The following is a 12,598-nucleotide window of genomic DNA, read 5'->3' as shown; positions in this document are numbered from 1 at the left end:
ACCGCGGTGTGTCGCTCGCCGGGCTCGCTGTCGATGTCACCGGGCGCAACCGACGTCCAGCACTTCGACCACGTCGTCTTGGACGGTGTACACAAGCCAGCACCATTCACCAAAGGCTGCGGCCAACTCCGGGGCCTGTGGCCTGCGGTCCCCGGCGACAGCCGTGATGAGCGTGATGATTTCCTCGTGCATGCCGTCCGGGACGTCGAACAGCACGTCGGCGGCCCGTTGGATCAGTTCGACTTTCATGACGTCCACCCCCGGACGGCAGGAGTACCACGGTGTGGAGAGGTATCCCCGGACCGGGTCTGTCGCAGGGACCACGAACAAGACTCTCTCGAACATGGTAATTCCGCGACCTCGGACCGGGGGCTCACACGTGCGTGATCGTGATGCCCTCTCCTGGAGGGGTACGCGACAGGGACCGCGGGAGCAGCGGATGCCAAGGCTGTCGCGCCCGAAGAAGAGGATGCCCGAGGAAGAAGATGATGGTGATCTCCGAGATGGTCATGGTGCCGGCCGGCGGCGCGGCGCTCGCGGGGGATCTCGTGATGCCGACAGGGGGCCCGGGCGGTGGTGCTGTTCGCGCACGGCAGCGGCAGTTCTCGGCACAGTCCGCGCAACCGCATGGTCGCCGGCGAGCTGCGCACCGCTGGAGTTGGCACGCTTCTCATGGACCTGCTCACTGAGCGTGAGGAGCGGCACGATGCGGTCACGGGCGAGTACCGCTTCGACATCCCGCTGCCGGCGAGCCGCCTGGTCGACGCGATCGACTGGCCGGCCGAGCAGGCCGAAACCCGGGATCTGCCGATTGCTCTCTTCGGCGCCGGCACCGGCGCAGCGCTGATGGCCGCCGTCGAGCGGCCACGGCAGGTGTTCGCCGTGATCTCCCGCGGCGATCGCCCCGACCTCGCAGGCGACGCTTTGGAGCAGGTGCGCGCTCCGGTCCTGCTGCTGGTCGGCGGCCACGACCGGGAGGTGCTGCGGCTCAACGAGGAGGCCGCGCAGCGGCTACAGGCGCCGCACACGCTGCACATCGTGCCGGGCGCCGCCCATCTGTTCCAGGAACCCGGGGCGTTGGAACACGTCGCCCGGAAGGCCCGGGAATGGTGCGAGGAGCACCTGAACGCCGGGCAGACAACGACGAAGGAGCGGTGAAATCCTCGCGAGCCGTCCCCCACACTGAGCGGGGGAGACGATGGGGGAGTCGTCTTCTCGGCGATCTCCTGGAGCACCTGACGACGACTCGGCGAGACAACCGCCTCCTGTCGATCTGTGCCCAGGAAAGGACCCTTCCCCGGCGTGACCGGTTTCCCCGGCGTCACCAGCCGGTCAGGACCGGGTCTTCCGGTCGGGCCGTCCCTTGCGCAGGAAGCGCCGCAGCCGTGTCTCCGTCCAGGTGTTGATCACGTCGTCCTTGGTGAGCCAGCCGCGCTGGGCCGTTCCCACGCCGTAGCGCAGGTTGGCCAGGTGGAGGACGGCGTGGGCGTCGCTGTCGACGGCGAACTTCGCCCCGTGCCGCCTGGCCCGCAGGATGTCCTCGTCGCGCAGATCCAGGCGGTCCGGGTGGGCGTTGATCTCCAGGGCCGTGTCCGTGCGCGCGCAGGCGGCGAAGATCGCGTCGAGATCGGCGTCGATGCCCGGCCGCTTGCTGATGATGCGGGCGGTGGGGTGGCCGATGATGTTGATGTACGGGTTCTCGCAGGCCCGGATGATCCGCCGGGTCAGTGCCTCGCGGCCCTGGTTGAAGTGCGAGTGAACCGAGGCCACGCACAGGTCGAAGCCGGCCAGGAACTCCTTGGGCCAGTCCACGTCTCCGTCGGGATCGATGTTGAGTTCCGCCCCGTGCAGGAGCCGCATGCCGCCCTGCTTGCCGCGCTTCCTGCCGTATGCGCCGTCCAGCTTCCGTACCTGCTCGCGCTGGGCGAGCATCCGCTCGTCGGTCATCCGCTGCATGTACAGGTTCGGGCCGTGATCGGTGATCGCGTAGTAGGCGTAGCCGCGCTCGGAGGCCGCCGCGACCATCTCCTCCAGCGGGGCGAGGCCGTCGGTGAGGTCGGTGTGGGTGTGCAGGTCGCCCCGGATGTCCGGCTCCTGGATCAGGTCGGGTAGTTCGTCGTGCAGCCCGGCCTCGATCTCACCGCGGTCCTCGCGCAGTGCCGGCGGGATCCAGGGCAGGCCCAGCCGCGCGTACACGTCCTCCTCCGTCTCGGAGACGATCTTCTTCCCGCTCTCGGCGTCGAAGAGCCCGTACTCGGACAGCTTGAGCTTTTGGTGCAGGGCCAGTTCCCGGGTGCGGATGTTGTGGGCCTTGGAGCCGGTGAAGTACTGCAGCGCCGCGCCCCAGGAGTCCGGCGGTACGACCCGCAGGTCGACGGCGAGGCCCTTGGTGGTGCGGATCGAGGTCTTCTTCTCGCCGTGCGCGATGACCTCCGAGACATACGGCAGCTCGGTGAACGCCCGCATCAGCGGGGCCGGCTTCTCGGCGGCCACGAGGACGTCGATGTCGCCGATGGTCTCGCGGATCCGGCGCAGGGATCCGGCGTACGTGCACTTCCGGCAGCCGGTGACGCGGGACAGTTCGGTGACGACGTCCTCGGCGAGGTCCATGGCGACGTCGAGCAGGACGCGGTCGCCGGAGGACTGCAGGAGCTCGATGCCGTGGAGGATGTTCTCCTCCGTCTTCGGCCCGAAGCCTTTCAGGTCGCGCAGCCGCTCCTCGTGGATGGCGTCGGCCAGCTCCTCGACCGAGGCGATGCCCAGCTCCTCGTACAGGACGCAGGCCTTCTTCGGGCCGAGGGTGGGGATGGCGGTGAGCCGCCGGACGCCTGCGGGGATCTTCGCACGCACTTCCTCGACCGCGGACACGCTGCCGGTGCGGAAGTACTCGACGATCTTCTCGGCGATCGACTTGCCGACGTTGGGGATCTCCTGGAGGCCCTTGACGTCGAGGGTGGACACATCGGCGTGGTAGCCGCCCACCGAGCGGGCGGCCTTCTCGTAGACGCGTGCCTTGTACGCCTCTCCACCGGTGATCGAGATCAGGTCCGCGTACTCGGCGAACAGCGCGGCGACCTCGTCGTTGGACCGAGCCATGTCTTCCGGGTGAGCAGGCCGGCACCGTTTTAATCCCCTCGGCGGGCGCCGACTGCCTCTGCGCGGGGCGAAGGCCGCTCTGGTGAGCACGTCCTGGGGGTGGAGGAGCATGGCCTCGCGTGGTGTTCCTCAGCGATTGATGGCAGTACCGGTACCTGCTGGCGCGAGGACGGCACAGGCCTCCCGGCTCAGAGCGCCGAGTCCGATCAGGGCCTCCGCGACCTCCGATCCCATCTCCGGCTGACGCCACAGCTCCAGCAGCGCCCCGGAGATGTCCGAGCCGCCGGTGAACCGTCGCAGCGCGATGTCCAGGTCGCGCAGCCAGCCGTCCAGATAGGGGTCGGCCGTCAGCCGGGACACGTACTCGTCGATCTGGGCGGCCGGATGCGCACTCAGCCAGGCCCCGCTGGTCTCCAGCAGCCTGCTGCGGACGGTCGTGTTCAGAAATGACCAGTGCGCCGCCACTTCCGCCACCGCCGGCACGGCCTGGCTGCCCGGACGCATCGCGGCCCGGAACTCCTCCAGGGCATGTTCCAGCGTCCCCTCGGTGAGCTGTTGCCTCAGCTCGGCAAGAGCGCCGTCGTCCCGGGTCGGCTCCCAGTCCTTGAGGGCCGCCTGAGCAGTCCGCTCCACAGCGAGCAGCCCGGCCGCCGCGTCATCGAGACGAGTCGCGTGCCCGGGGACCAGCCGGGGCACGGACGCGGCGAAATCACCGGCCATCCGCACGGCCAGACGCCGTCCGGCCCGTACTTCCACCGCCTCGGCCTGCGCCATGGCGACCCGGTTGAGGACCACCAGGGCCAGCGGGACGCCGAACGCCGCGGCCGTCAGGGACGAGAAGACATTGGTGACGAACGCCTTGTCCGCCCAGAACCCCGCGTGATCCCCCCACCAGCCCAGGCCGAGCAGCACCACGCCGACCACCCACAGCGCCACGCACCCGGCACGCAGCCCGCGCGGCGTCTCCTCCCAGATCCCCCGCACCCGCCCCGCCCCTCCCCGAACGGCTTGATCACCAGCTTCCCGGACGCTACACCGCCCACCTCCCCATCAAAACAGTGGTCTCACGCTCGACCACCTCCAGCGGCAGGGCTTCAACGGCGCGCCCCGTCACCTCGGTCCGTGCGCAACTGCACTTCCGCGCGGGGGTTCCCGACACACGGCTCCCCGGCCGGGGGCTCGCAGGCCCGCAGGCAGACGGGTCACGGAGGCCGCGATCTCCAGGCTGAGGTGTCGACACCACAGGCCGGTGCCCACGGCTGCCGCTGTCTTCTACGGCCTGTCCTACTCTGCGGAGTTCTCCGTTGTGGGCTCGGTGGACGGTGTGGAGTCGGCGGTCGGCGCGGCGGCTGCCGTGTAGAAGACGGACCTGCCCTGTTTGGCGCGCTCGACCAGGCCCTTGGCGACCAAGGACTCCACGGTCATGCGTACCACCTTGGCCTTGGCCTGCCGTTCGGGGTGGGACTGGGCGAGCGTGGCGGTGACCTCCGCCGCAGAGCGCGGCTCGGTGTGCTGACGGAGCTGTTCGAGGATGAGCTCGCCCAAGGTTGGTGTTTTGGCGGTCTGCGCTGCCGCGCTGTCTGCCGCGGTCTTCTTCTTCACCGGGCTCTTCTTGCGGGAACGCGGCTGGGGTAGGGCCGTCTTTTGCGGGGGCACCGCAGCGGCCGGGCTGTCAGCCGCTGTCTTCGCCGACGCGGTTGCTGTCTCTCCGGCAGTGGCTGCGCCCGGCCCGCCGAGTGCTGCCTGCATGCTCATCAGCACGGCCTGGTCCCGGCGCAGCGCCTCCAACTGTTCTTGCAGGCCTGCGATCTCAGCACCGATGCGTTCCTGCTCTTTGGAGTTGCGTTCGAGGTCCGCGGCTACCTGGGCGGTGTATTGCGCCTTCAGGTCGGTCGTGTCCAAGGTGTCTTCGGACATGGTGATCCCTTCTTTCGGATGAGCATGCTCTGTGAGTGGCGGATGCTACTCACCTGGCCGAAACCAGCACCTGGATGTGTCTGGCTGCTCTATCACATCTCTCGTGTCGGCGGCAGCTCCTGTGGAACATGGGTGCTCTTTGACGATACGCACACAGAGAGCATGCCAACCGCACCACGCAACTCGTCTCAGCGCCAACCTGCTGTTGGACGTTCACCGCTGTCCGACCTCGACTCGAGTTGCGGCGACGCCCCGGTAGGCGCGGCGCCGCCGCATGGAGTACCGGAGCGACTTACGGTGGACCGGTGCGACTTGTGCCCAGGTGGGCCTTGCTTTCGTCGGGGTGCGCGCCTGTCCTGTTGGCCGGAGGCTGGACGATCGCGGCGCTGCTCGAGGGGCCCGCCTATGACCCTGTTACTCAGACGATCAGCGTCCTGGCGGCCTACGGGGCAGCGGGATTCTGGGTGATGACCGGAGCGCTGCTCGCCCTGGGTATCTGTCACCTGCTGACCGCCTGGGGGCTACGGGCAGCCGCGCTCGCCGGACGTGTGGCGCTGGGCGGCGGTGGAGTGTCGGCGTTGGTGGTGGCTCTGCTCCCGGCGCCGAGCAGTGGGGGCTCCCTGCGCCACGGTTCAGCCGCCGCGGTCGGCTTCGCACTCCTGGCGGTGTGGCCGGTTCTGGCCGCCGATCGCAACGGGGCGGCACCATGGGGACTGCGGCCCGGGCCCTCCCTGGCGGCGACCGCCGTGATGGGCGTCGGAGCGGCCTGGTTCCTGATCGAGATGCATCTTCACAGTGCCGCCGGTGTCGCTGAACGCGTTGTGACATCCCTTCAGTCCCTGTGGCCCTTCGTCGTCGTAGCCTCCTGCCTCCGTCACCCCGGCAACGACGGGCCGCCGCATTGACCAGGACCGACGCATGGTCGTGGCCGGGAGCGGAAGAAGCCGACGGCAGAAGCGGCCGTCCCGGTGGCCCCCATCGACCGCTAAGAGCGTTTCGCGTGGACGGACCGCATGAGCGCCGCGGTCCGCGTCGACTTGCCGGGCCGAGCATGGTCCCCGAACGGTGTCTCCGGTATGGCGTTCACGTTCATCCATTGCAACAAACAAGGTTAGGGTCGTTGCATTAGGTCAAAATCCATTGCAACGATTCTGTGGAATCTGCCTGGGATTATTGTGATCGATCGCAACTACATCGTTGCCTGAATTCTGAATGCAACGTAGCGTTTTCGACATGAGAAACAAGGGGTCGAACGTCTCACGGTGGGGGCGGATCATGGAGACGGCGCGGAGCCGGCGGCGGACGGTGCCCGGCACCTTCACTGCCTTCGGCCGCTTCGTGCTCTGCGGTGGGGGAGTGGGGCTCGCCTCCAGCTTCGCCGTGGCTGCCCTCGCCTCCTGGATTCCTTGGGGCCTGGCCAACGCCCTGATCACCGCGGTGTCCACGCTCCTCGCCACCGAGTTGCACGCCCGCTTCTCCTTCGGCGCGGGTGGGCGCGCGACCTGGCGCCAGCATGCGCAGTCGGCCGGGTCCGCGGTGGCCGCGTATGCGGTGACCTGCGCGGCGATGCTCGTCCTGCAGCAGCTGGTGGCGGCACCCGGTGCGGTGCTGGAGCAGGTCGTCTACCTGTCCGCCTCCGCACTCGCCGGTGTCGCGCGGTTCGCGGTGCTGCGCCTCGTCGTCTTCGCACGGAACCGCTCGCAGGCCGCGGCCACCATCCGCACCACCGCTCCCGTGCCGGCGACCGCGGCCCGCGCCGCGGCACCGGCCGACCCAGCGGTGCTCTGCCGCGCCGCCTGACCGTTCCGTCAGGCGGCGCGTCGCGCGGGGCCGGGGGCACCCTGACCGGAAACCGTGCTCAGCAGCGCGGCACAGTCTTCTGGTTGGCGACGAGCGAGGCGTGCACGTAGCCGATCCAGTTGTTCGTCCCGTTGGACTGGACGGTGGAGTAGAACCAGCGGTTGGTCCAGTAGTTGCCCTGGGCCCACTGACCGTCCTTCCAGCACATCATGTCGACCATGCGACCGTTGGGCGCTGTTCCGAGGATCGCGGAGTTCATCGTCGCGTCTCCGCGGACGTGGGCGTAGCCGGTGTTGGAGGAGACATAACTGCCGGTCCAGGCCGACGCGGGTGAGGCGGCCAGCCCGGACAGGGCGGCGACTGCGGCAACGAGGCCGTTGGCCAGGCGTATGCGCATGAGGATCATCTCCTTGCCGTAGGTGAGGAAGGGCATCGCTCGGCTGAGCGGTGTTCGCGGTCGCCGTTGGCGGTGCCGCATCCCCTTTGTAGGCCCGCCCCGCCCTCTCGCCCGCAGGCGTTGCACCGACCGGGCGAGCTGTGCAACGGACCCGGCCGTCGGCGTCGCCGCGTGGTACACGGGGGTTCGCCCGGCCTCCTGCCGACCGCGGACTCAGACCAAGGCACCGACACGGATGTGCTGGGGCAGGGAGGTCCACCACGCGGACATGGCGCGGGCGGGCGCCGCGGCTGCTTCTTCGCGCAGCAGGCGGACCAGCAGCCCGAGTTCACCGGCCATGCCGAACGCGTAGACCAGCCGTTTGAGTTCCGCCTCCCCGCCGACCGCGCCGGTGAGAGCCCACCGGTCGGTGTGGCGGCGCAGCACGGTGCGCCAGTAGTGCTCAGGACTGCGTCCTCCGATGTGGCCGAGCGCGTGGATCGCCGCCCGGACGACAGCGGCGGGCAGACCCTCGGCGATGGTCAACCGGGCTATGGCGGCACGCTGTTGAGGACCACCGAGGACCCGGAGCGCGTGCAGGATGGGCACGGCGCGCTCCGAGCGCAGGGTGGAGGACACCGTCAGTTCAGCGGCGAGCGCGGCAGCGAGCGGCGCCTGGTAGGGACTCGCGCGCAGCAGCATCGCGTTGTAGAGCCGTACGTCCGAGACGGGGTGGTGCAGGATGTCGTCGACGATGTCGCGCAACACCGCCACCACTGCCGACGGGTCGGCTGCCACAGGCATGCGGCTGAGCAGTCGGGCGACGGCGACTCGGGCCGTGCCGGGGTCGGTCAGCAGCCCGTGGGCGGCGACGTGCCGGGTCTCGGCACGTCGGCCGGCGGCCCGCGCGAGCACGGCCGCGTACCGGGGTGGGGCGGGCAGCCGGGGCAGCAGGACCGCGGCCAACTCGGCGGTCTCGGGCGGGGCGGAGGGGTCGCGGAGCACGTCGCCCACCACGTGCAGGACCTCCACCGACTGCGCGGGGCCGAAGTGCCTACGCTGTACCTTGCGCACGCAGGACATCAGGGCGCCGTGGAAGCTGTCGTCGTTCGTCGGGTCGCGCAGCTGGCGCAGGACGTGCCGGGCCGCGTCCGGGTGCCCGCTGCCGTCCAGCGCGCAGACGGCCTCGATCAGTGCGGCGTGGTTCGTCTGGGATCCGACGTCCGCACACACGGCCACGGCGTCCGCGGCCCACGCGGGAGATGCGAGCAGCCGGCTCAGTGCCTCGAACCGGCGCATCCACGGAAGCCCGGCCGACACCAGCGTCTCCTCCAGCAGACGTTCGGTCACCGCCCTGCGGACACGCGCCGGCGAGACGGGCACAGGACCGCTGACCAGCCGCGCGGTCAGCTCGTCCCACTCCCCACTCGTCAGTTGCTCGTCGTCAAGGATCTTGTCGAGCAACAGATCCACCCGCCGGGTGTGCCGCCCGTCCGCGCACACGTGGGTCACGGCATCGGCCGCGAAGGCCTCCGCGGCAGCACCGCCTTGGTACCGGGCCATGGTCTCGATCACCGCCAGCAGCAGGTACGGGGGCAGTCCCAGCACCTCTTCATAGCGACGCACCGCCGCATACGGCACGGGAGTCCTGCCGCTCTCCCAGCGTGAGACGGTGCTCGCGCTGACCGGACCCGGCGCGCCCCCGCGCGCCCCGAGGAGAGCGGCGAACGACGCCCCGGTGCGTACGGCCGCATCCTGGTGCCGAATCCGATGCGCCCGCAGCAGCCATCCCGCCCGCACGCTCCACGACGCCGTCTTCGGCCCACCGCCGACGCCGGCCGTGCCTTCGCCCCCGACACCCCGATCCACGCCTGGTCCCCGCTTCCACCACCGGCTCCCCACCCAGCATGACCAGTCCGCCGTACCGTCGGGAGCGAGGGTTCCAGCCACTTGGGTCGGGGGGACCGGCCGTGTGACGCGGTTCATGCGCTCCGTGCCACGGCAACCCCGGCATCGGGATTGCCGGCGTGACCCCGGCATCGAGATTGCCGGCGTCCGCCGCCGAGTCGGTCTCCTACGAAGCGGAGGATGTGCGTTCCAGCCAGCCGAACGGCAAATCATCCGGGCGTGGTTGGCAGACTTGGCGTCATGACGAGGCGGAAGCAGAGACCGCCTGGCACATGCGAGGGGAATTCCTCATGACGCGGACGCCGTCGGAACTGGACCGTGTGCTGGCTCTGGTGGCGGAGCGGCGGGCGGAATTCGAGGAGCGGCGACACATACCGCGCGATGTCGTCGCCGAGTTCAAGAAGGCCGGCATCTATCGCGCGAGCACCCCGAAGCGATTCGGTGGCGATGCGCTGCCCCCGGGGGAATTCCTCCGTGTCATCGAGCGGATATCGGTCGTCGACGGCTCGGCGGGCTGGGTCGCCAGCTTCGGGTCGTCCCTGATCCATCTCGCGGCCCTCCCACTGGACACCCAGGCCGAGTTGTACGCCGCCGGGCCCGACGTGGTCTTCGCGGGTGGCCTGTTCCCGGTGCAGCCCGCCCAACGCGTGGACGGCGGCTACCGGCTCTCGGGCCGGTGGAAGTTCGCGAGCGGATGCAAGGGCGCGGACGTCCTCGGCGTCGGCATCAAGGTCGGCGAGGACCAGACCGGGCGTCCGCTGACCGCCGTACTGCGTCCCGACCAGGTCGAGATCGCCGAAAACTGGGAGGTCATCGGCCTGCGCGGCACCGGTAGCCACGACCTGCTGGTCGACGGAGCGGTCGTACCGCAGGAGTGGACCTTCGTCCGGGGCGGCGCGCCCACCGTCGACGAACCGCTCTACCGCTATCCGAGCGTCCCGTACGCCGCACAGGTCCTGGCCGTCGTCGGCCTCGGCGTCGCCCGTGCGGCACTCGACCACGTCGTCGCCCAGGGCGGGCGCTCCGGCTACACGGGCGCCCCCAAGCCCGCCGAACGCGCCACCTACCGCGTCGCAGTCGGGCAGGCCGAGGCCCAACTCCGGTCCGTCCGCGCCTTCTTCTACGAGATCACCGAGGAGGTCTGGGCTACGGTCGAGGCCGGCGACCCCGTGACCGCAGAACAAGCCAGCCTGCTGCGGCTCGCCTCCGCCCACCTCGCCAAGACCTCCTTCGAAGTGGTAGGGGCCGCCTACCAACTCGCCGGCATCCCCGCCATCACGGACGGCAGCCCCATGCAGCGCTATCTGCGCGACGCCTCGGTGGTGCCGCAGCACGCCTTCCTCCAGGAAGGTATGTACGACGGCGCCGGCGCGGTTCTGATGGGCGTGCAGCCCTTCCCCGGCTACCTCTGACAGACAGGAAACCCTGTGTCCGTCTCGGTGGTCAGGGAGGGAAAAGTGGCCACCGGTTGGGGGAAGGCCGGGAGACGCAGGTCGCGCCGTGGCTCCAGCGCGCGGTCGCGTATACGCCCGTCCTCCCAGGCCGCGGGGCAGGAGCCCGGAAAGGCCCGGGAGGGCTCCGGCGGAGATCACCGGGTGCGGTCGGCGGTCGTTCACGCATCGGCTCCGCCGCCCTGTGTGGTCAGCCGGGGGTGGAGTGGGGCGTCGCCCGCCGCGCCGACGTAGTCCAAGCCGTGGCGCAGGGCCGCTCGGGTCACCGTGTCCAGGACGCGGTAGGACGGGCCCGCGCAGTTGATGACGAGCCGGCCGTGGCTGAGGAACGAGTCCAGCGAGGCGGGCCAGAGGTCGACTGCCTCGGCGCTGACGGCCGTTGCTCCGTCACCGTGCTGGAGCGAGGCGATGAGGGGTTCTGCGCGCGACGGGTCCCGGCCGCAGGGTTCGAACGCGGCCAGGTCGGCGGTTTCGCCGACGCGTTCACCGTATGTGCGGTGGCGGCCGTCGTCAGCGCGGCGGTGGCCCTGGGACTCGTACCGCGCGGCAAGCCACAGATCACCGGCGGACCGCACGTGCACTGAGCCTGGGCTTGTCTCCAGGCCAGGCAGCGCCCATCAGCACCTCGGCGGGAGCTGACACATCGCCATCCGCGTGTCAGCTCCCGGCCCTGGAGTCCGGTGCCTGTCGCCTCCGGGGCGATCGCTCAGTGAGCGTGGCCGTCGTCGGAGTGCCCGGCCCCCTCCTCGCTGCTTCCGCTGCCCTCGGTCCCCTCCGCGCCGGCTTCGAGCACGCCGCGCGCCCGGCACGGCACCGCTGCGTGTCATGCGCAGGTGATCTCGTCACGCGGGGTGTAGTGCGTGCGGAAGGGTTCCCGTTTCACTTCCTCGCCGTTGTTGTAGAAGACACGTTCCACGGTGACGTCGAAGCCTTCGAGCGGAGTCTGCGGCACGCAATCCTTGTCGCTGCCCATCTTCTGCTCCGGCTGCTCGATGTTGGTGCGCGGTCCCTTGACCGACGTGATCTCGTCGTACTTCCTGGTGCCGAGGAAGCTGATGGTCACGGAGGTGTCGGTGGACTCGGCCTGGATGTACATCGCGTTGCCGGAGTCGTTGGTGAACCTGAGATCGAGGCTGCCCCAGGCGACCGTCGCCTCACGGCCTTCCGGGTAACGCTCGATGTAGAAGGAGTGGGCGCCGTACTCCACGGGCTTGAGGCCGGCGAAGAACATCGCGTTGAAGACGGTCGTGGCCACGGTGGAGACACCACCGCCGGACGCCTTGGTGAACTGGTCGTCGAGGATCATGATGCCCTCGACGAAGCCGTTCGCCTCGGTGCGCTCGCCGACGGTCCGGTTGAAGCTCCAGGTCTCGTTCGGCATGACGACGGAGCCATTGATGAGTTCCGCAGCCCGGCCGATGTTCTTCGTGCGGTAGGGGGCGGGTTCGAAGTTCACGGTGAAGGAGGACATCTTCTCCGTCAGCCCCAACCGCGCGGCGTTCTCGCGGGTCACCTCGGGCTGGATCAGACGCGTGGCCACCTCGCCGGTGCGGGCGGCGGGGCCTGACTTGCTGAGCAGCGGCATCACGGCCTTGCCCAGCGCCTTGTCGGTGACCTCCTGCCCAGGTCTGCCGTCCTCGGTCACCACGACGTTCTCACCGTCGAGCCGCAGTCTGGCGTCCTCGGCCCTGGTGGTGAGGTCGGCCAAGGGGCGGGCCACCGCAGGGGCGGCGCGCAGGCCCTTGCCGTCGAGTTCCGGTGTCAGCCGGCCGGTGTCGTCCGGCCGCATCGTCAGGTACTCGCTCAGAACGGCCTGGTCGATCGTGAAGCGCTTCCCGCCCGCCGTGAGCGTGACCGGCGCCGACATCGCCGGCCGCGCGAACTCGCGCACCGCCCGCCGCACCTCGTCCGCGGTGACCTTCGGGTTGGTCTCCCGGGTGGGCAGGACCGTGACCGAGTCGGTCTGGCCGCGCAGGAACGACATACGCAGGGTGCCCACCGCCGCGTCCACGCCCAGCGCGTACCCCCGGCGCGGGGCGACTTCCCTGAC

12 protein-coding genes are annotated in these 12,598 nt (G+C 69.8%); 4 read left to right on the top strand and 8 right to left on the bottom strand.

Annotated features, from left to right (window positions below):
- Positions 1-36: 36 nt before the first annotated feature.
- The gene (locus STRIP9103_RS22530) at positions 37-345 is read right to left on the bottom strand and encodes a hypothetical protein (RefSeq protein WP_234022268.1); all 309 of its coding nucleotides are present in this window, start codon (positions 343-345) and stop codon (positions 37-39) included.
- Between the two features lie 228 nt (positions 346-573).
- Between STRIP9103_RS22530 and STRIP9103_RS22525 the strand changes: the two genes are divergently transcribed.
- On the top strand, positions 574-1,158 hold the full coding sequence (locus STRIP9103_RS22525) for a dienelactone hydrolase family protein (RefSeq protein ID WP_009319499.1): 585 nt from the start codon (positions 574-576) through the stop codon (positions 1,156-1,158).
- 174 nt (positions 1,159-1,332) lie between these two features.
- On the opposite strand, the gene polX is transcribed toward STRIP9103_RS22525, so the two are convergent.
- From polX to STRIP9103_RS22510, 3 genes are all read right to left on the bottom strand, one after another.
- Positions 1,333-3,096, bottom strand: a complete 1,764-nt coding sequence (polX, locus tag STRIP9103_RS22520; protein ID WP_009319497.1) for a DNA polymerase/3'-5' exonuclease PolX — start codon at positions 3,094-3,096, stop codon at positions 1,333-1,335.
- 129 nt (positions 3,097-3,225) lie between these two features.
- Positions 3,226-4,080, bottom strand: a complete 855-nt coding sequence (locus STRIP9103_RS22515; protein WP_009319504.1) for a hypothetical protein — start codon at positions 4,078-4,080, stop codon at positions 3,226-3,228.
- Between the two features lie 300 nt (positions 4,081-4,380).
- Complete coding sequence (locus STRIP9103_RS22510) at positions 4,381-5,013, bottom strand: BlaI/MecI/CopY family transcriptional regulator (protein WP_009319483.1); 633 nt, start codon at positions 5,011-5,013, stop codon at positions 4,381-4,383.
- A 305-nt stretch (positions 5,014-5,318) separates the two neighbouring features.
- Here STRIP9103_RS22510 and STRIP9103_RS22505 point away from each other — a divergent pair, with 305 nt between their 5' ends.
- Both STRIP9103_RS22505 and STRIP9103_RS22500 read left to right on the top strand, forming a co-directional pair.
- Complete coding sequence (locus STRIP9103_RS22505) at positions 5,319-5,918, top strand: DUF998 domain-containing protein (protein ID WP_078614009.1); 600 nt, start codon at positions 5,319-5,321, stop codon at positions 5,916-5,918.
- A 370-nt stretch (positions 5,919-6,288) separates the two neighbouring features.
- Complete coding sequence (locus tag STRIP9103_RS22500) at positions 6,289-6,813, top strand: GtrA domain-containing protein (protein WP_048820770.1); 525 nt, start codon at positions 6,289-6,291, stop codon at positions 6,811-6,813.
- Between the two features lie 58 nt (positions 6,814-6,871).
- On the opposite strand, the gene STRIP9103_RS22495 is transcribed toward STRIP9103_RS22500, so the two are convergent.
- Together STRIP9103_RS22495 and STRIP9103_RS22490 are read right to left on the bottom strand one after the other, a co-directional pair.
- Entirely contained in the window at positions 6,872-7,246 is a 375-nt protein-coding gene (locus STRIP9103_RS22495) for a hypothetical protein (RefSeq protein ID WP_009319486.1), read from the bottom strand.
- Positions 7,247-7,423: 177 nt separating this feature from the next.
- Positions 7,424-9,058 carry a helix-turn-helix domain-containing protein gene (locus STRIP9103_RS22490; protein WP_048820769.1) on the bottom strand — a complete coding sequence of 545 codons (1,635 nt, stop codon included), beginning with the start codon at positions 9,056-9,058 and terminating at the stop codon, positions 7,424-7,426.
- Between the two features lie 329 nt (positions 9,059-9,387).
- Between STRIP9103_RS22490 and STRIP9103_RS22485 the strand changes: the two genes are divergently transcribed.
- Entirely contained in the window at positions 9,388-10,509 is a 1,122-nt protein-coding gene (locus STRIP9103_RS22485) for an acyl-CoA dehydrogenase family protein (protein ID WP_009319495.1), read from the top strand.
- Between the two features lie 200 nt (positions 10,510-10,709).
- Here the strand turns inward: STRIP9103_RS22485 and STRIP9103_RS50060 are convergent, their stop codons facing one another.
- Positions 10,710-11,123: a saccharopine dehydrogenase family protein gene (locus STRIP9103_RS50060; RefSeq protein ID WP_009319493.1), complete on the bottom strand. Its 414-nt coding sequence runs from the start codon at positions 11,121-11,123 to the stop codon at positions 10,710-10,712.
- 248 nt (positions 11,124-11,371) lie between these two features.
- The coding region (locus STRIP9103_RS22475) for a VanW family protein (RefSeq protein WP_048820767.1) at positions 11,372-12,598 on the bottom strand (1,227 nt) is incomplete at its 5' end.

This window comes from Streptomyces ipomoeae 91-03 (genome assembly GCF_000317595.1).
In the GTDB taxonomy this organism is placed as follows: domain Bacteria; phylum Actinomycetota; class Actinomycetes; order Streptomycetales; family Streptomycetaceae; genus Streptomyces; species Streptomyces ipomoeae.
This window is presented reverse-complemented; position numbering and strand designations above follow the sequence as displayed.

Coding starts and splice junctions, on each gene's coding strand:
- STRIP9103_RS22530 (WP_234022268.1), bottom strand. CDS start 345: ATGTTCGAGAGAGTCTTGTTCGTGGTCCCTGCGACAGACCCGGTCCGG.
- polX (WP_009319497.1), bottom strand. CDS start 3,096: ATGGCTCGGTCCAACGACGAGGTCGCCGCGCTGTTCGCCGAGTACGCG.
- STRIP9103_RS22510 (WP_009319483.1), bottom strand. CDS start 5,013: ATGTCCGAAGACACCTTGGACACGACCGACCTGAAGGCGCAATACACC.
- STRIP9103_RS22500 (WP_048820770.1), top strand. CDS start 6,289: ATGGAGACGGCGCGGAGCCGGCGGCGGACGGTGCCCGGCACCTTCACT.
- STRIP9103_RS22495 (WP_009319486.1), bottom strand. CDS start 7,246: ATGCCCTTCCTCACCTACGGCAAGGAGATGATCCTCATGCGCATACGC.
- STRIP9103_RS22485 (WP_009319495.1), top strand. CDS start 9,388: ATGACGCGGACGCCGTCGGAACTGGACCGTGTGCTGGCTCTGGTGGCG.